The sequence below is a fragment of the Corynebacterium glaucum genome (genome assembly GCF_002287505.1).
In the GTDB taxonomy this organism is placed as follows: domain Bacteria; phylum Actinomycetota; class Actinomycetes; order Mycobacteriales; family Mycobacteriaceae; genus Corynebacterium; species Corynebacterium glaucum.
Map to the genome: position 1 here is coordinate 477913 of NZ_CP019688.1, position 16824 is coordinate 494736.

General features: G+C 62.6%; 16 protein-coding genes. 7 read left to right on the forward strand and 9 right to left on the reverse strand.

All coding sequences use genetic code 11. The features are described from left to right. Nucleotides 1-21: 21 nt before the first annotated feature. On the forward strand, nucleotides 22-1671 hold the full coding sequence (locus CGLAU_RS02400; RefSeq protein WP_095659319.1) for an ABC transporter permease: 1650 nt from the start codon (nucleotides 22-24) through the stop codon (nucleotides 1669-1671). On the opposite strand, the gene metX is transcribed toward CGLAU_RS02400, so the two are convergent. Both metX and CGLAU_RS02410 read right to left on the reverse strand, forming a co-directional pair. Continuing rightward, a complete protein-coding gene (gene metX / locus CGLAU_RS02405; protein ID WP_095659320.1) occupies nucleotides 1668-2822 on the reverse strand; it encodes a homoserine O-acetyltransferase MetX in 1155 nt (384 codons plus the stop codon). The two genes, CGLAU_RS02400 and metX, sit on opposite strands and share 4 nt — an antisense overlap. 55 nt (nucleotides 2823-2877) lie before the next feature. Continuing rightward, nucleotides 2878-3798: an NAD-dependent epimerase/dehydratase family protein gene (locus tag CGLAU_RS02410; RefSeq protein ID WP_095659321.1), complete on the reverse strand. Its 921-nt coding sequence runs from the start codon at nucleotides 3796-3798 to the stop codon at nucleotides 2878-2880. 104 nt (nucleotides 3799-3902) lie between these two features. Here CGLAU_RS02410 and CGLAU_RS02415 point away from each other — a divergent pair, with 104 nt between their 5' ends. Beyond that, nucleotides 3903-4595 (forward strand): TetR/AcrR family transcriptional regulator, encoded by a 693-nt coding sequence (locus tag CGLAU_RS02415; protein ID WP_095659322.1) that lies wholly within the window; start codon nucleotides 3903-3905, stop codon nucleotides 4593-4595. Between the two features lie 167 nt (nucleotides 4596-4762). On the opposite strand, the gene CGLAU_RS02420 is transcribed toward CGLAU_RS02415, so the two are convergent. After that, the gene (locus tag CGLAU_RS02420) at nucleotides 4763-6949 is read right to left on the reverse strand and encodes an NADP-dependent isocitrate dehydrogenase (RefSeq protein ID WP_095659323.1); all 2187 of its coding nucleotides are present in this window, start codon (nucleotides 6947-6949) and stop codon (nucleotides 4763-4765) included. A 78-nt stretch (nucleotides 6950-7027) separates the two neighbouring features. Here CGLAU_RS02420 and CGLAU_RS02425 point away from each other — a divergent pair, with 78 nt between their 5' ends. Further along, complete coding sequence (locus CGLAU_RS02425) at nucleotides 7028-7945, forward strand: exodeoxyribonuclease III (RefSeq protein ID WP_095659324.1); 918 nt, start codon at nucleotides 7028-7030, stop codon at nucleotides 7943-7945. A gap of 45 nt (nucleotides 7946-7990) precedes the next feature. Here the strand turns inward: CGLAU_RS02425 and CGLAU_RS12550 are convergent, their stop codons facing one another. Beyond that, nucleotides 7991-8782 (reverse strand): CAP domain-containing protein, encoded by a 792-nt coding sequence (locus CGLAU_RS12550; protein ID WP_157731239.1) that lies wholly within the window; start codon nucleotides 8780-8782, stop codon nucleotides 7991-7993. Between the two features lie 220 nt (nucleotides 8783-9002). Here CGLAU_RS12550 and bioB point away from each other — a divergent pair, with 220 nt between their 5' ends. After that, the gene (bioB, locus tag CGLAU_RS02435) at nucleotides 9003-10091 is read left to right on the forward strand and encodes a biotin synthase BioB (RefSeq protein WP_095660983.1); all 1089 of its coding nucleotides are present in this window, start codon (nucleotides 9003-9005) and stop codon (nucleotides 10089-10091) included. Further along, nucleotides 10091-10294, forward strand: coding sequence for a biotin synthase auxiliary protein BsaP (bsaP, locus tag CGLAU_RS02440; protein WP_095659326.1), 204 nt, complete (start codon nucleotides 10091-10093; stop codon nucleotides 10292-10294). Before bioB ends, bsaP begins: the two co-directional genes overlap by 1 nt. An 8-nt stretch (nucleotides 10295-10302) precedes the next feature. Here the strand turns inward: bsaP and CGLAU_RS02445 are convergent, their stop codons facing one another. Genes CGLAU_RS02445 through CGLAU_RS02460 form a run of 4 tightly spaced genes read right to left on the reverse strand, consistent with a single transcriptional unit; the run spans nucleotide 10303 to nucleotide 12806 of the window. Continuing rightward, nucleotides 10303-10989: a hypothetical protein gene (locus tag CGLAU_RS02445; protein WP_095659327.1), complete on the reverse strand. Its 687-nt coding sequence runs from the start codon at nucleotides 10987-10989 to the stop codon at nucleotides 10303-10305. A gap of 10 nt (nucleotides 10990-10999) precedes the next feature. Beyond that, nucleotides 11000-11725, reverse strand: a complete 726-nt coding sequence (locus tag CGLAU_RS02450) for a hypothetical protein (protein WP_095659328.1) — start codon at nucleotides 11723-11725, stop codon at nucleotides 11000-11002. After that, nucleotides 11722-12456 (reverse strand): ATP-binding cassette domain-containing protein, encoded by a 735-nt coding sequence (locus tag CGLAU_RS02455; RefSeq protein WP_095659329.1) that lies wholly within the window; start codon nucleotides 12454-12456, stop codon nucleotides 11722-11724. Before CGLAU_RS02455 ends, CGLAU_RS02450 begins: the two co-directional genes overlap by 4 nt. After that, nucleotides 12453-12806, reverse strand: coding sequence for a GntR family transcriptional regulator (locus CGLAU_RS02460; RefSeq protein WP_095659330.1), 354 nt, complete (start codon nucleotides 12804-12806; stop codon nucleotides 12453-12455). The genes CGLAU_RS02455 and CGLAU_RS02460 overlap by 4 nt, the downstream gene beginning before the upstream one ends. 824 nt (nucleotides 12807-13630) lie before the next feature. Between CGLAU_RS02460 and trpS the strand changes: the two genes are divergently transcribed. Then, nucleotides 13631-14638: a tryptophan--tRNA ligase gene (trpS, locus tag CGLAU_RS02465; RefSeq protein WP_095660984.1), complete on the forward strand. Its 1008-nt coding sequence runs from the start codon at nucleotides 13631-13633 to the stop codon at nucleotides 14636-14638. A 64-nt stretch (nucleotides 14639-14702) separates the two neighbouring features. Further along, the gene (locus tag CGLAU_RS02470) at nucleotides 14703-15797 is read left to right on the forward strand and encodes a YhjD/YihY/BrkB family envelope integrity protein (protein WP_095659331.1); all 1095 of its coding nucleotides are present in this window, start codon (nucleotides 14703-14705) and stop codon (nucleotides 15795-15797) included. Between the two features lie 48 nt (nucleotides 15798-15845). On the opposite strand, the gene CGLAU_RS02475 is transcribed toward CGLAU_RS02470, so the two are convergent. Then, entirely contained in the window at nucleotides 15846-16814 is a 969-nt protein-coding gene (locus CGLAU_RS02475; protein ID WP_095659332.1) for a DUF1963 domain-containing protein, read from the reverse strand. Nucleotides 16815-16824: the final 10 nt, after the last annotated feature.

Consider the following 16824-nt stretch of genomic DNA (forward strand, 5'->3'; position numbering starts at 1 on the left):
CCGCAAGCGATCGCTGTAACTATGAGGACGAAACGGGGAGTCAACGCGGGCATTTACCTGGTGCTGCTGATCCTGCTTATCCTGGTCGCCGCGCCGCTAGCGTCGGTGCTGGTGACCGCGGTGACGGGATACCGGGGTGATGATCCTGCCCTGGATACGCTGTGGCAGCCGCAGATGGTGCGAGTCATTCTCAACACCGTCTGGCTCTCCGTCCTCGTCGTATTCTTCTCCACGTTGTTTGCCGCTCCACTCGCGTTCTTCCGCGCGTGGACGCCGATGCGTCGCGCCGGCTGGGTCGAGATCGTGATCATGATCCCGTTCATGACACCGCCGTTCGCCGCCGCCATGGCTTGGATGGACTTCACGCGAGTGCGCGGCGTGGCCGACATGCTCCTCGGGCCAATGCTTGGCGACGCCGTGCGCTCTGCCATCAACTCCGTCTGGGGCATGGGATTTGTGATGGCCGCCGAGCTGTTTCCATTCCTGTACCTGATCTTGCGGAACAGTCTGGCCTCCATCCCAGCGTCGCAGCTTGAAATGGCCCAGGTTGCCGGCGCGAGCCGCTGGCAGCAATTCTCCCGCGTTATCTTGCCGATGGTGCTCGGGCCTTTCTCGCTGGGTGCACTGATTGTGTTCATCAAGGCAGCCGGCGAGTTCGGTACACCGGTGACGCTGGGCAACGCGATCGGTTACCCGGTCCTGGTTTCGTCCATCTACCAGGATGTGACCATCGACCCGCTGAACTTCAGTAAAGCGGCGGCGTCGTCAAGCGTGCTCTTTTTCTTGGGCGTTATGGCGTGGGCGATGCAGCAGTGGGCAGGCCGCGGTGGCTTGGCGAGTGGTGGGCGTGTCTCGCGCCCGGTCTCGCTGAACATCTCACAGGGAGGCATGGCACTTGCCTGGCTTTACACGGCCATCGTGTTCGTGCTGACGGTGCTGATCCCGTACATCTCCATCATCTTGGCATCGATGACGATCCTGCGCTCCAAGCCGCCGACTCTGAACAACCTCACCTTCGACTACTTCGGCATCGTCCTATCGATGCCCTCAGGACAGGAAGCGCTCACGCGTTCCATCGCCCTTGGCGCAATTGGCGCCACCACATCGGTGGTGTTGGCATTGGCGGTGACGCTGCTGACGATGCGTCGACAAGCATTCTCTGCCCGAATTTCCGACTTCCTTGCTGTGGCTCCCGACACTGTGCCCGGCATCGTGCTTGCGATCGGCTTTATCCTGCTGTGGAACTCCCCGAGCCTGCCGTGGACCCCGTACGGCAGCCAGCTCATCCTAGTGATGGCGTTCACCGTGCTGTTCATGCCGATGGCGGTGCAAAACATCAAGACCTCCGCCGCGTCCATGTCGCCGACCTTGCACGAAGCAGCGGCGATTTCTGGCGCGACCAGGGGACAGGCGTTTTGGCGGGTGACGCTGCCGATGCTCGCGCCGGGCATTTTTGCTGGCTGGCTGCTCGCGTTCTTCGTGGGCATCCGCGAGCTGGTGATGTCCTCGCTGATCCGCCCGACCAGCATTAATCTGCTTGCGCCGTGGATCATGAACCAATTTGATCAGGGGCACCGTGCTGAGGCGATGGCGATGACCCTGATTGGCGTGGGCACTTCCACGGCGGTGCTGGTGCTGATCCGTTGGTGGCAGGGGCGTGCGCGGCGCTAGCAGTCGTTGCGCGGACTATCGGCCTGCTCGGCGGCGTAGTGCTCCGTCAGTGTGATGAACTGCCGCAGGATGCGGTCCATTTGGCGCGCCTCCACCAGGAACGCGTCGTGGCCGACGGGGGAGGACAGCTTCGACATTGCGAGCAGGTTGCCGAGGTTTCGCGACAGGTGTTCTTGCTGGTGGTAGGGGTAAAGAATGTCGGTGTCAACGCCGACGACCATGGTCGGCACCGTGATGGAATGCAGCGCCTTGTTCAACCCGCCGCGATCGCGGCCGACGTCGTGGCGGTTCAGTGCTTCGGTCAGGACGACGTAACACGAGGCGTCGAAACGCTCTGTGAGCTTTTTTCCCTGGTGCTCGAGGTAGCTCTGGACCGCGAACCGCTGATCGTCGGCGCGGAACGGGCCGAGCGGGTTTTCGCCGGACTGGGCGGAGGTGCCGAAGCGCTCGTCGATCTCTAACTCGCCGCGGTACGTCAGGTGCGCGATGCGGCGCGCGGCGGCGAGACCAGCATCGGGGGAGCGTCCGGTGCCGTGGTAATCGCCGCCGTGCCAGTCCGGGTCGCGGGTGATCGAGCTGATCTGGGCGGACTGGATGCCGATCTGCCAGGCGCTCGCCCGCGCGGAAACGGCAAGCACCAGCGCGAAACCGACCCGCTCCGGGTGCAGCAGCGTCCACTCCAGCGTGCGCGCACCACCCATGGAACCGCCGAGCACCGCGTGCACCCGCGTGATTCCGATCGTCTCGAGCAGGGCCGCCTCCGCGTTCACTTGGTCGCGGATTGAGATGGCGGGGAAGCGTGAGCCCCACGCGTTGCCGTCGGGGTGGGTGCTCGCGGGGCCGGTCGAGCCGTAACAGGAACCGAGCGCGTTGGTGCACACCACGCACCACACGTCGGTGTCCAACGCTTTGCCTGGGCCGATGACTGCGTCCCACCAGTTGGCGGCGTTCGCGTCGCCGGTCAGGGCGTGCTCAAGAAGCAAGACGTTGTTTTGTCCGTGGGGGTCGCCCTTGAAAACGCCCCAGCGCTGGAACGCGATGGCAGTCTCAGCAATGTCCGCGCCTGCCTCGGTTCTGAAGTTCCCGATGGCGACGGTGCACAATTCCCCTTCTATCGGGAGCTGGGGCGCGGCCGTGCTGGTGTCAGACATGCGAACAACTGTAGACCGACCCACCGTGAGGCGGACTAAGCGGTCTAGTATTTATTCAGCTTCTGGCTAGGCTCGCGAGACCGTCGCGATAAGGGGTCGGAGCCCAATCGAGGTCGGATTCGAGCGCCCGCGGGCTGTCCCACAGCCACGTCATTTCGCGCAGCCCGCCAACATTCTCATCGGCTATGCCGGCTACGCGCAGCATCCACGGTCGCAGCGTCAGTGGTCGGTGATGTTCGGCGTTGAACGCCTCCGCCGCGAGCGTCGCAAAGTCGCGCTGCGTAATCGGTTCGGCGGTGGGGGTGAGGACGATCCCGGTTGCGCGCCCCGCGGAGGCGTCCACCAGCGCGCGGGCGTAATCGTCGATGTAGGTGAAAGCGTGTGGCGTATCGGCGTCAACTAACGCCAGGGGTCGTTTACCTTTGTGCACCCGGTCAATGATCAGCGCGTGGGCCACCATCGATTCGCCGCATCCCGGCCCGTACAGGTCGGAAGCGACTACCGAAGCGGTAGGCGCGGCAGCAGCGTCTCTTGCGGCAAGCAGTTCAGCACGCACGCCAGGCTTGCCGACGGTCGCGCCCACCCGGCTCTCCGCCGTCACCGTGTGCACGCCTGGGCCGAAAGCGTAGACAGACTCGGGAAAGGTGACGTGCGCGCCCACTTCCGCGCTCACTTCTGCTGCGGCGTTGAGCACCGCCTGTTCCAGCGGGATGAGCTGGGAACGCCAGGCGGCTTCCGTGTACGCGGCGTGGGCACAGCAGATGATGCGGTCTGCGCCGCTGGCATCGAGGGCCCGGTGTAGGTCGGTCGAGGACGAGGCGTCGCCGATGAAGAGGTCCGCTCCTGCGGGTACCTGACGGTCCGACCGGGCCATCACGGTGACGCCTGCTTTCTGCGCACTCGATGTTTGCGCAATGAGACGTTTCGTGACCGCTCGCCCAACCGCTCCAAAACCGATAACCAATGTTGAACTCATGTCCGAGACTCCTGCTCTCAAAAGTGAATGCTGTTCTTGTTTGGAGTGTAAGCCAAGGTAATGGCCGAAACAAGAACAGGGTTCGCGTTTGATAGGGTGGCGGTATGACCGTCGATAAGCTGGGCCCGCGAGCCCTGGCGAGGCTGCGAACCGAGGAGCGGATCGAGCAACTTGCCTTTGCCCACCTTGACGAGGGGGGAGTGGAGGCTGTGAACCTGCGAGCAGTTGCGCGCGACCTTGGGATTAGCCCGTCGGCTTTGTATCGCTACATTCCGGACCGGGATGGGTTGCTGACGGCGCTCATTGCCGCGTCGTACACGCAGCTAGCGGAGGTGGTGGAGTCGGAACTGGGCGCGCAAGCGGCGGATACGGCGGCGGCTGATTGTTGCCGGGTTTTGGCGGCGGCGATGCGACGGTGGGCGCTTGCGTACCCGCAGAGGTGGGCGCTAATCTACGGCAGCCCTGTAGCCAATTTTCATGCACCGGCGGAAGCGACTGGTGCGGCTGGCACTCGAGTGATTGCGCGCCTCGGTGAGCTCCTTCAGCATGCGCGGCCGAGCGCGGTGGCGGGGACGCGCAGCGAAGTGCTTATGGAGGACCTCTACGCGATCGGGCAGGATGAGACTCCAGGGTTGGAGCTGGACGTGGTGGAGTTGGGCCTGGAGCTGTGGGCGAAGCTCATCGGCTTGATTTCTGCCGAGGTGTTTGGGCACTTCGGCGAGGCCACGCTGCGCGACCCGGAGGAGTTCTTCCTGCGCTCAGTCGACCGTTCGATGCGCGCGCTGTTCGGCAAGTAACTAGCTAGGCGGCGAGTAGCGGGCGAGGCGGAGATCGTCTACGAGGGGGTGCCGTCGACCGCAGCGAAATCTCGATCGAGGTCCGCTGGGCGCACGCAGATACACAGAAAAGCGGCCGAGCCGGGAAACACCATCCCGGTCCGGCCGCTGTCTTGGCGGGCGAAGCGTTACTTCAGGCCGTCGATAAGCTGGTTGAAGGTCGCGGACGGACGCATCACAGCGTTGGTCTTGTCCTCGTCCGGCCAGTAGTAGCCGCCGAGGTCAGCCGCGCCGCCCTGCGCGCCGATGAGCTCCTTGTCGATCTGCTCGGCGTTAGCGCGCAGCTGCTCTGCCACCGGCGCGAACTTCTCTGCCAGCTCGGCGTCCTCGGTCTGCTTCGCCAGCTCCTCAGCCCAGTAGAGGGAGAGCCAGAAGTGAGAGCCGCGGTCGTCGATCTCGCCGACCTTGCGCGACGGGGACTTGCCCTCGTTGAGCAGGGTCTCGGTCGCACGGTCCAGGGCGTCGCCCAGGACACCAGCGCGCTCGTTGCCGTTCGAGTTCTTCTCGTGGCGGAAGGACTCGGCCAGCGCAAGATACTCGCCGAGCGAATCCCAGCGCAGGTGGTTTTCCTCCTGCACCTGCTGCACGTGCTTCGGTGCGGAACCGCCAGCGCCGGTCTCGAACAAGCCGCCGCCAGCCATCAGCGGGACCACGGAGAGCATCTTCGCGGAGGTGCCCAGCTCAAGGATCGGGAAGAGGTCGGTGTTGTAGTCGCGCAGCACGTTGCCGGTCACAGAGATGGTGTCCTCGCCGCGGCGGATGCGCTCGACGGATGCCTTGGTGGCCTCTACCGGGGACATGATCTCGATGTCCAGACCCTCGGTGTCGTGGTCGCCGAGGTACTTCTCCACAAGCGTGATCATGTTGCGGTCGTGCGCGCGCTCCGGATCCAGCCAGAAGATCGCCTTCATGCCGGACAGGCGTGCGCGGTCCACGGCCAGCTTGACCCAGTCCTGGATCGGGGCGTCCTTGGTCTGGCACGCACGCCAGATGTCGCCATTCTCAACGTCGTGCTCGATCAGTACGTCGCCGGCGGAGTTCACGACCTGCACCTTGCCGTCGGCCGGAATCTTGAAGGTCTTGTCGTGGGAGCCGTACTCCTCGGCCTTCTTCGCCATTAGACCAACGTTCGGCACGGTGCCCATGGTGGTCGGGTCGTAGGCGCCGTTCGCGCGGCAGTCGTCGATCACTACCTGGTACACACCGGCGTAGGAGGAATCCGGGATGGTGGCCAGGGTGTCCTGCTCCTGGTCGTCCGCGTTCCACATGTGGCCGGAGGTGCGGATCATTGCCGGCATCGACGCGTCAATGATCACGTCGGACGGCACGTGCAGGTTCGTGATGCCCTTGTGCGAATTCACCATCGCTAGCGCCGGGCCGTCGTGAAGCTGCTGCTCGAATGCGGCCTTGATCTCATCGCCGTTGTCCAGCGAACCAAGACCGTCCAAGATTGCGCCGAGGCCGTTTTCGCCGTCGAGGCCTGCCGCGAGCAGCTCCTCGCCGTACTTGTCAAAGACTGGCTTGAAGTACGCGCGCACGACGTGGCCGAAGATGATCGGGTCGGAGACCTTCATCATGGTGGCCTTCAGGTGGGCGGAGAAGAGCACGCCCTCGTCCTTCGCGCGCTGCACGGCGTCGAGCAGGAACGCGTCCAGCGCCTTGGCGGACATGTAGGTGCCGTCGATAACCTCGCCCTCGATGACCTGCAGGCCGTCCTTGAGCACTTCCTCGGAACCGTCGGCCTTGACCAGCTTGATCTGCAGCGTGTCGTCGGACGGCATGATCACGGACTTCTCGTTGTGGCGGAAGTCGCCTGCGTCCATGGTGGCCACGTTGGTCTTCGAGTCAGAGGACCACTCGCCCATGGAGTGCGGGTGCTTTTTGGTGAAGTTCTTCACGGCCTCCGGCGCGCGGCGGTCCGAGTTGCCTTCGCGCAGCACCGGGTTCACGGCGGAGCCCTTTACCGCGTCGTATTTCTCCTGCGCATCCTCGTACTCCGGGATGTCGAAGCCGGCGGCCTGCAGCTCCTTAATCGCGTTCTTCAGCTGGACCAGGGACGCGGAGATGTTCGGCAGCTTGATAATGTTCGCCTCCGGCGTCTTCGCCAGCTCACCGAGCTGCGCGAGCGCATCGTCCATCCGCTGTTCATCGGTCAGGCGATCCGGGAACTGCGCCAGGATGCGGCCGGCCAGTGAGATGTCAGCGGTTTCCACGTCGATGCCAGCCTGGGATGCGAATGCCTCCACGATCGGCTTGAGCGAGTAGGTCGCGAGCAGCGGCGCTTCGTCGGTGCGGGTCCAGATGATCTTAGACATAGTGCTCCTCTAAATACGGTTGCTTTGTGTTCAGCCCCACAGCTTACAGTTTCCTGTTGCCCGGTAGGGTCGGAATCCATGATCCTCACCATCGCATCCGTCAACGTCAACGGCATCCGCGCCGCCACCAAGGTGCGAAGTGAGGTCAACCCAGGCATGCTCGCCTGGCTCATCGACACCCCCGCTGATGTTGTACTCATGCAGGAGGTCCGCGCCACCGAAGCCGAGGCACGCGCCGCGCTGGCACCGGCATTGGAGCAGGGCTGGCACTTGGCGGTCGCGCCTGCTGAAGCGCCGGGAGCAAAGGGCCGCGCGGGCGTCGGCATCCTCTCGCGCACCCCACTTTCCAACATTGCGGTGGGCATCGCAGGCTTCGAGGATGCAGGTCGCTTCATCAGCGCATCGCTTGACGACGGCACCGTTGTCGCCTCCCTCTACCTTCCTTCAGGCTCTGCCGGTACCGCCAAACAGGATGAAAAGTATCGGTTCTTGGACGCCTTCGAGCCACTGCTTGCGAAGTGGGCCGATGAGCATCCGGACATGGTGATCGGCGGCGACTGGAACATCTGCCACCGCCGCGAGGACCTGAAGAACTGGAAGACCAACCAGAAGAAGTCCGGGTTCTTGCCGCATGAGCGCGCGTTTATGGATGCGGTATTCGGGTGCTTCCCGGATGAGGAAGCGCAAGACATCGACGCAAAGTCTGTCGCCGGCTGGGCTGGCGCGGTGGATTACGCCTCCCGAAACCCAGCGCGCGTCGCCTGCGACGACCCGCAGTGGTTTGATGTCGCGCGTCGTTTGAACCCGACTGACGCGGGTTACACGTGGTGGACTTTCCGCGGGCAGGCGTTCAACAACAACGCGGGCTGGCGCATCGATGTCCAGGCCGCCACAGCGAACATGCTCGAGCGCGCTGAACGTGCGTGGGTGGACAAAGTGCCAACGGTGGAAGAGCGGTGGTCCGACCACGCGCCTCTTCTGGTGGAGTACCGCTAAATAGCCACGCTGCTAAAGGCTGATGCGCGCGCGGCGGCGACGCAACTAGTACGCGGCGAAGTTTTGCGTCGCGTAGCGCTTTCCTTTGGCGGTGTCGGCGACACCGACACCGATGTGGGTGATGTCCGGGTTGAGCATGTTCGCTCGGTGCCCGGGTGAGTTTGCCCACTGCGCGACGAGGGCTTCCGCGTCTGCGGTGTTCCAGTTCTGCAGCACGTTCTCCAAGGCGCGTCGCCACCCCTTCGGGTACTGCTGACCGAAGTCGGGATTGTGGTACATGCGGTCTTGGTTCATTTGGATATCGGACCAATCCTGCGCGACCTTGTTGAGCTCGGGCAACGGCTTGAGTGGCGGGAGGCCGTTTTCAGCGCGGAAACGGTTCGTCGCGTCGATGATCGCTTCCTGAATGGTCGGCTCCTTGACCGTTGCCGGCGCCGCCGGCGCGGCTGGTACCGCGGCAGGAGCGGCGGCGGCAGGTGCACCGGGAATCGGTGCAGCTGCTGAAGCGGGTGCGGGAGCAAGCGCGGCCGGTGGAACAGGAGCCCCAGCGTCAACCTGAGGCAAATTCGGGGCGGCGTCCGCCGGCGGCGCAGCAGGCACAGGTGCTGCATCTTGCGCGTTCGGTGCTGCGTTGTTCGGAAGCGGCAGACCCGGCGCCGGTGCCGGTGCCGATGGATCGAGAGACGTGGGGGCAGCTGTCTCGTGCGCGACTGCGCCATCCGGTTTGGCTGGTTCGGCCGGGGGGACGGGTGTGCCGTGCCCAGTCGTCAGGGAAGCCAGGATCGCGAGAAGCGTTGCAAGTCCGGAGACGAGTTTGGAAAGCGGGATGGGTGGCATGTTCGCCCTCTCAATCAAGGTCACTCACGTTTAATGCAGGTCCGCTAATGGCTTACGTCCGACGAGAGACCTTAGCGCAAACAGCTTCGTTACTGAAATGTAACACAGGAAGTTATTATGCAACTCCAATACTTCGGAATAACGCTGAACGTTGTTCAATGACTCGGCTACACTCCATTGCAATCGCGCACGCAGCCGCGAAAGAACGGAGTTGATCACCATGACTGCTACTACTGCCCACACCGAATCTGGCACCAGCACCGACATTCTCGACATTGCCCGTGAGAAGTGCCTTGAGCGCGGCGAAGGCCTCAATCAGGAAGAGATCCTGCAGATCCTGCAAATCGAGGACGACCGTCTCCAGGAACTGCTCGACCTCGCCCACCAGGTGCGCATCAAGCACTGCGGTGTGGACGTGTCGCTGGAAGGCATTATCTCGTTGAAGACCGGCGGATGCCCGGAGGACTGCAGCTTCTGCTCTCAATCCGGTCTTTTCGAGTCGCCCGTACGCGCCGTCACCCTCGACATTGCTGAATTGGTCGAGGCTGCGAAGCAGTCGGAAAAGATGGGCGCAAGCGAGTTCTGCATCGTCGCCGCAGTAAAGAGCCCGACGGACGCTCTGCTCGACCAGGTCGCCGAAGCGATCACCGCGATTACGGAGGAGGTTGACATCTCCATCTCCGCGTCGCTCGGCATCCTCACCCGCGAACAGGCCCACAGGCTCGCCCAGATGGGTGTCATGCGCTACAACCACAACTTCGAAACGGCGAAGTCGTTCTTCCCCAACGTGGTCACCACCCACACTTGGCAGGAGCGAAAGGACACCCTCGAGCACGTCCTGGCCGAGGGTATGGAGACTTGCTGCGGCGGCATCATCGGCCTCGGCGAAACGATTGAGCAGCGTGCGGAGTTCGCCGCCCAGCTCGCTGAGGTCGAGCCGCACGAGGTGCCGATGAACTTCCTCGATCCGCGCCCGGGCACCCCGTTCGCCGACCGCCCGCTGGTTCCGCAGGGTGAGGCGTTGCGCGCGGTCGCGGCGTTCCGCCTAGCCATGCCCTCAACCCAGTTGCGTTTTGCGGGTGGCACCGAGCTTGCGCTTGGCGACGACGGTACGGAGGCCGGCCTGCTCGGCGGCGCGAACGCCATCATCGGGGGCAATTACTTGACGACGTTCGGCCGTCCGATGGAGAAAGACCGCGACGCCGTCGACCGCGTCATGGATTCCAACCTCAACCTTTCCATCACCCCGGTCGGCCAGAAGCAGAACTCCGGCCACGGTGCGCTGTACGACACGTTGAAGTCCCTCTAATGCGCGTTCCCGATTCAACGGAGCTCGCTGATGCGGTGCTGAGCGGCGAGATCCAGCTCCCGCTCGACCCGGCCCGTCCCTACGACGCACCGCGCATCTGCCCGTTGTGCGGGCGCCGCATGGTGGTGAAAATGAACCCCGTGGCGTGGGAAGCTACCTGCTCCCGCCACGGGATCCTGCGCTCGGAGTGGCTCGAGCGCTAACGTACTCGCTACTTCACAAAGCGCGGGGTGCGGGCAATCGCGGCTATCGCGGTACAAGCGATCACGAGTGCGCCGCTGCCGAGCATGATCCAAACGACGCTTGACGACGGGGTCGCCATTCCTTCTGTTTCTGCATAGCCCCAATATGCTTGCGCGTAGGCGAAGCCGAGGAGCAGGCCAGCGACCGCGATACCGACGATCAACGGCACCCACCTGTTAGCGGCATCCTCCGACACCCCGATTGCGATTCCGACAATCGCGGCCAGGAACAGGAAGGCGAACGTCACCGCCAACGTCGCAAGCATGGTGGAGGCGTCTTGACCCGCACGTGGCACTTCTAAGATCTCGTCGGGTTGATTATTGGTGACAAGAAAAATGTCGTACGCCCGGTAGTGGGGGTTGCGGTACTGGTTCGCAATCGACGAGGCAGATGTGGCGGCAGCGAGAATGCCCGTAACGGACAGCGCGACGATCAGCGCCGACTTTAGCCACTGTCGGAAACTCGTGCCCAACTGATTCAGCGCTGGCCACTTGGATGCGCCGTACGCGAACATTGCGAGCAGCGCGACCCCGCCGAAGATGGTCCATAGTTCGCCGTCTCCGCTGTAAAACCGCCCAAAGGGCATCGCAATGAGCAAGGCGACGAACGCTGCGAGGGTTAAGGCGGGTGCGAATGGGTTCAAGAAAGGTTTCATTGTCTCGCTCCTATTTCACGAAGCGCGGCGTGCGGGTGATTAAGAAGGTGGCGAATCCAGTCACCACCAACGCGGCGACGATGATCGCAGCAATCTCAGCAGCGACGTTTGCGCTTTCCGTCACCCACACAGCACCGGTTTCGAAATCGTAGTGGGTATACGCCTGGTGGACGAGTTTGTAGGTGAATGCGTAACCGATCCCGGCAGCAACCACGCCGAGCACGGTCGCTGCAATTCGGTGTGAGGTCGCAGCGAGGCCAAGCGCGGTTCCGGCAAAACACGCCACAAGGTAAAGCAGTGCCGTCGTCGACAAGGTGAGCGCCACGGTGGTGAGGTCTTGCCCCGCAGCATCCACCCAATACATTTCTTCGTGAGTGTTCACATGTTGTACCGGCTGATTGTTGGTGACCAGAAACGGGTCGCCGTACTTGTAGTACGGGGTTCGAAGCTGGTGGTAGGCGGCGGACACTGTGGCGGCACCAGCCAGCGGAATCGCCGCGAAAAGGGCGGTGCTGGCGGCTGAGTTCATCCACGCGTTAAAGCTGGTGCCGAGTTGGTCGTATGCCCGCCATTCCGCCGCAGCAGCGGTGAAGAGCACGACCAGCATGATGCCGCCGAGCAGAGTCCAGTCGTATCCGGCACCGGCCCAAAAACGACCGAGCGGGACAGCGATGATGGTAGCGAGGTAGACCCCTGCGAACAGGGAGGGTTTATATGAGCTGAGGAAGAGTTTCATTGCAGTGCCTTTCCGGTCTGCAGGTTCGCCGGAGATTGGGCGAGGAGGTCGATGAGCATTGCGTCGTCGGGGTATCCCACTGGGAGGGCGGTGGCAGATTCTGGAATGGGCGCGCTGAACGTCGCGCGGGTGGTGGGCCCGAGTGTCGCTTTGTCAACAACCGGGTATTGGGCTGCCAGCTCTTCGATTTCGGCTGTGGGTCCGGTGACGGTGGGGTAGAGGAGGCGTGCGTCGTCAAGCGAAAGCCCATAGGAGTGAGTCTCGCGGCCAAAAACCTGGATCACGTGGGTGGCGAGGCCGACGAAGTCCTCGGGGCGGTGCGAAGCCATGACGATGGTGCGCTCCGGGTCTTCGGCGACGTAGTCGATGAGTTGCTGGCGCACCTGTTTGCGGGTGGTGGTGTCGATGCCGTCGAAGGGTTCGTCGAGAAGCAAAAGTGGTTCCTCCGCGGCGAGCGCAACGGTGATGGTGAGCAGGCGGCGCTCACCGACGGAGAGATCCTTGATGCGAGCGTCGGGGAAATCGATCGGCGCGAGCGGTTTCGCGGTGTTGGCGGCGCGCAGGTGGCTGGCGACCGTATCGCCGGCGAACTTCGCATCGGCACCGGCGGGCACGAACGCAGCGCCGGGGCCCATGAGCGAGCGAAGCAAATGGGTCTTGCCGGCGGCGTTTGGGCCGACGAGCGCGTAGAAGCCGGGGTGGGGAGGTCGCTGGGGGCTGGGTTGATTCACCGGGTGCGCTCCTTTTCGATCATGGCGGTCAGTTCCGCGGTGGTGAGACCGAGCTGGTCGGCCTCGTGGACGAAGGGTCGGACGAACTGTTCCTGGAACGCCGCGCGCCGGGAGCTGAGCAGCTGCTCGCGCGCGGTCTCGAGAACGAACATGCCGAGCCCGCGACGTTTCTCGACGAGGCCTTCGTTGAACAGTTCGGTGAGAGCTTTCGCTGAGGTGGTCGGGTTAACGGAGTGGTAAGCCGAGAGCTCGTTGGTGGACGGGACGCGGTCTCCGGGTGCGAGCACACCGGAGGAGATCATGTCGCGGAGCTCGTCCGCGATCCCTTGGTATATGGGTTTACCACTCATGTGGGTAACCATAGAGGCACAGGAGCCGTATTGTCAAGAAAAAACCAGGCCTTCGCGCGGATGGCGACGAAGACCTGGATATTTAGCGAAGAAACTACGGGAGCTCGTGGGCAGCGAGCTCACGGATCCTTGGGGTAATTACTACGCGACCTTTTCCTTCTTGATCGCGCTTGACTATCAGCTTCGCGGCGGCGATTTGTCCTCGCGACGGGCGTTTACCGATATTTTGGTGATCCACCCGAGTTGAATGTGTTGGCGTGGACATTGTTCCTCCCTTCCTTCTGTGCTGAACATCCTAGATCGAATCGCCATTTCAAGGAACGCCATTTATGTCATCGTGATCCAACGTGGCTTTGTGCAACAATTTGTCTATCAGTGCGTTCTGCTCCTCAGACAGGAATGGTAAGTCATCCAACGCATCCAAAGCCGCCACTCCAATCTCCACTGATCGTTCTTCACTTGAACTGCACAACTCTGCGGCCCATCTCAGGTTCGTGTACCACTCCTTCGACTGATCTAACCGCTTTGTGTTGCGTACTGTGTGGTCTACGCCTGCCCATGCGATCAGTGCCGCTCCAATTGGGCCGAGAAGCTTTCCAAGAAAATCGAGAGTCAACCTGACCCCGTCGGGAGTGGCAAAAGCTAAAAGGGTTGCGAAAACCGTTGACGTAGCCGCTGATACGCCCGTAATAAGCCAAGGAAGATGAGACTTCCACCCGGTTTGGCCTGGCTTTCCCATATCTACGACTCCAAAAACTGTCCGCAACTAATCAACGGAAATCCTAGTGAAGTTGCGCCTGGCGTCCATCGATAGACTGATGCGCATGACAAAGCAGCGCGTCCTCTCAGGCATCCAGCCCACCGCAGACTCGTACCACTTGGGGAACTATCTCGGTGCGCTCAAGCAGTGGATCGACCTGCAAGACGGCTACGACGCGTTTTACTTCATCCCGGACCTGCATGCGATCACCGTCGAACAGGACCCGGAAGAGCTACGCCAACGCACCATTGCTGGGTGTGCGCAACTCATCGCGCTCGGCATTGACCCGGAAAAATCCACACTGTTTGTTCAGTCGCACGTGCCGGCGCACGCGGAGCTGACCTGGGTGCTGCAGTGCCTCACCGGCTTCGGCGAGGCGAGCCGCATGACGCAGTTCAAAGACAAGTCCGCCAAGCAGGGCCAAGACCGCACTTCGGTTGGCCTGTTCACCTATCCGATGCTCATGGCCGCGGATATCCTGCTGTACTCCCCGCAGCTCGTGCCGGTGGGTGAAGATCAGCGTCAGCACCTCGAGCTGACCCGCAACCTCGCGGAGCGCTTCAACGCGAAGTACGGCCAGACGTTCGTGGTGCCCGACGGTTTCATTCCGGAAGGCGCTGCGAAGATCTACGACCTGCAGGAGCCCACCGCGAAAATGAGTAAATCCGGCACCAATCCGAAGGGGCTGATCAATCTCCTGGACGAGCCAAAGGTGTCGTCGAAACGCATTCGCTCCGCCGTAACTGATGCGGGCGGCGAGATTACTTACGACAAGGAGAACAAGCCAGGGGTGTCCAACTTGCTCGTGATTCAGTCGGCGCTTACGGGCAAAACCGTCGATGAGCTGGTAGCGGGGTACTCCGGCCAGGGCTACGGCGCGCTGAAGGTGGACACGGCCGATGCGCTCGAGGCGTTCACGACGCCGCTGCGTGCACGTTACGACGAGCTCATGGCCGACCGCGGTGAGCTCGAGTCGATCCTTGCCCGCGGTGCGCAGCGCGCGCGCGAGGTTGCAGAGCCATTGCTTGCCGACGTCTACGCCAACGTCGGATTCCTCCCTCCCAGACGCTAAAGAGCGGGAACTTCCTCTACGATGTTGTCCTGGAAATGGACGAGTAGAGGAAGTGAGACCGTCGATGGCAACTTCAACATCACCGCGCAACGCGTACACCGACGATCGGGGCATTGAGCGCGCCACCAAGCAGCAAAAGCAGGGGGGCGCAGACGAGCTTGAGAAGAAGGCGCCCGCCGTTGGCCATGTGATGCGGATGCAGGATCGCTTCGCGTCCGAGGGCGGAAATCAGCTGTCGGCCGGTATTACCTACTTCTCGGTGCTCTCACTCTTCCCGCTGCTCATGCTGCTGTTTGCCGGGCTGGGCTTCTTCCTGAACAGCCGCCCGGATCTGATGACCGAGATCCAGGATCAGATCTCCGCTAGCGTTGACGGCGACTTGGGGGAGATGCTCAACGGTCTCATCGAGTCCGCGATTGAGCAGCGCGGCGCGGTTGCAGGTGTCGGTTTACTGACCACGCTGTGGTCTGGCCTGGGGTGGATGAACAACCTGCGCGTCGGCATCTCAGCAATGTGGGGCCTGGATGCCAACGAGGGCGGCGGCAACTTCGTGGTGAAGAAACTGTGGGATCTGGTTGGCCTGATCGTGCTGATCGTGCTATTCATTCTGGCGTTCGGTGTGACCGCAGTCGGTACCTCTGGTCTGACCACGCAGGCGATGGAGCACTTTGGTCTCGGCGACTTCCCCGGCTCGCGCTTCCTGGTGTGGCTGGTCGGTCTGGCAGCTGGCATCCTAGCGAACTACATCGTCATGGTGTGGCTGATGATCTTCATGCCCCGCACGAAGGTGCCGAGGAAGTCTGGCCTGCAGGGCGCGCTCGTGGGCGCGGTGGCATTCGAGCTGATTAAGCAGTTCGCCACCCTCATCGTTGGCTCTGCGACGAACAACCCGGCGGGCGCGATCTTCGGCCCAATCATTGCCCTGATGGTTGTGCTCTACCTGGTGTGGCGCGTCGTGCTCTACGTCGCGGCCTGGACCGCCACCACGAAGGAGTCCCTCGCCGCGCAGCCGGCAGAACTGCCGGAGCCGGCGGTGATTAACGTGCGCGCTGGCGCGACGAACCCGTCGAGCCAGAACAACACCGGCACTGCCGTGGGGGTCGGCGCGGCGCTTGGCGCCATCGGCGTCGGCGTGCTCTCGCTGCTGACGCGCAACTAGTCGCGAAGCGCGCTGCGGGCGTTGTGGGCGTTGTGGGCACCGCGGGAGCTAGGTGTTCTGTGTCACGGTGCGCACATCGCTGAAGTCGCCGCGCGCTAAGGCTTCGTTTCGAATCAGGAAGTACGTCTCCCAGTCGCCGATGCGGTAGTTCCAATCCTCAAACGCGAACTGGAAGAGGAGGCGCCATTTGGTCGGATCGGCCTCTACCTCCGACAGGTCGGCGAATTCTTTCAGTTCGTAGCGCGGGTCGCTTTGCACCGGATTCGGCACGCCAAGTAACTGATATTTTCTCCACTCTGGATCCGCCAGCGGAGGATTGCCCTCCCAGAGATAGTCACTGACTTCGTCCGCGAACCCCGCTTCTCTGAACTTTGCGAAACCGTTTTTCAACTCTGGGGGATCGAGCTCCGGTTGGTGTATCGAAGGAGGCAGCGTGATGCCTTCGTATAGCCTTGCTCCCACAGCCGGCACAAAGAACGCGCTGAGGTCACCCGGTTCTCCGAAGTTCTTGAGGTACTCCTGCAGCTCAGCTTCGTGCTCGCGGCGCAGGTCGTCGGGAAGCGTTGCTTCTTGCAGCTGATCCACAGGAGTCGTGTCGTGGATAACGCGTGCTGCACTCCGAACCGGCAGCCACGGCGCGATGCGGTAATCCCAGAAGAACAGCAGACGACCCTCAGCCGGAAGGTCAGCCGAGACCGCGCCGAGCGCGTGCGCCTCGGCGAGATTGACCTGGGCGATGAATGGCACCGACGGGCTGCGCAAGGCGTTTTCGACATCAAGGTCCGGGATGGGCCGACCCCCGATGTCGGATTCTTCAAACTGAAGCTGCGGCCATTCGAACCCCTCGGGCACGTCCGGGTTACCGCCGATGCGCGTGCCGCCCAACGTGTTGGCACCCACCTCACCCGTCGGTTCGAGACCGATGCATGGGACGAACAGGTCAACAACCTGGGGGATGATCTCTTCGGGGAGCATCTCGTGGGCTAGCTCGATGGCCTGTTCGCGTGATTCAAACATGCGCCCACGC

Bases quoted from the DNA above. Each gene is read 5' to 3' on its own strand.
- CGLAU_RS02425 (WP_095659324.1), top strand. From the start codon at position 7,028: ATGATCCTCACCATCGCATCCGTCAACGTCAACGGCATCCGCGCCGCC.
- CGLAU_RS02450 (WP_095659328.1), bottom strand. From the start codon at position 11,725: ATGAAACTCTTCCTCAGCTCATATAAACCCTCCCTGTTCGCAGGGGTC.
- CGLAU_RS02445 (WP_095659327.1), bottom strand. From the start codon at position 10,989: ATGAAACCTTTCTTGAACCCATTCGCACCCGCCTTAACCCTCGCAGCG.
- CGLAU_RS12550 (WP_157731239.1), bottom strand. From the start codon at position 8,782: ATGCCACCCATCCCGCTTTCCAAACTCGTCTCCGGACTTGCAACGCTT.
- bioB (WP_095660983.1), top strand. From the start codon at position 9,003: ATGACTGCTACTACTGCCCACACCGAATCTGGCACCAGCACCGACATT.
- CGLAU_RS02400 (WP_095659319.1), top strand. From the start codon at position 22: ATGAGGACGAAACGGGGAGTCAACGCGGGCATTTACCTGGTGCTGCTG.
- CGLAU_RS02420 (WP_095659323.1), bottom strand. From the start codon at position 6,949: ATGTCTAAGATCATCTGGACCCGCACCGACGAAGCGCCGCTGCTCGCG.
- CGLAU_RS02460 (WP_095659330.1), bottom strand. From the start codon at position 12,806: ATGAGTGGTAAACCCATATACCAAGGGATCGCGGACGAGCTCCGCGAC.
- trpS (WP_095660984.1), top strand. From the start codon at position 13,631: ATGACAAAGCAGCGCGTCCTCTCAGGCATCCAGCCCACCGCAGACTCG.
- CGLAU_RS02410 (WP_095659321.1), bottom strand. From the start codon at position 3,798: ATGAGTTCAACATTGGTTATCGGTTTTGGAGCGGTTGGGCGAGCGGTC.
- CGLAU_RS02415 (WP_095659322.1), top strand. From the start codon at position 3,903: ATGACCGTCGATAAGCTGGGCCCGCGAGCCCTGGCGAGGCTGCGAACC.
- CGLAU_RS02475 (WP_095659332.1), bottom strand. From the start codon at position 16,814: ATGTTTGAATCACGCGAACAGGCCATCGAGCTAGCCCACGAGATGCTC.
- bsaP (WP_095659326.1), top strand. From the start codon at position 10,091: ATGCGCGTTCCCGATTCAACGGAGCTCGCTGATGCGGTGCTGAGCGGC.
- metX (WP_095659320.1), bottom strand. From the start codon at position 2,822: ATGTCTGACACCAGCACGGCCGCGCCCCAGCTCCCGATAGAAGGGGAA.
- CGLAU_RS02470 (WP_095659331.1), top strand. From the start codon at position 14,703: ATGGCAACTTCAACATCACCGCGCAACGCGTACACCGACGATCGGGGC.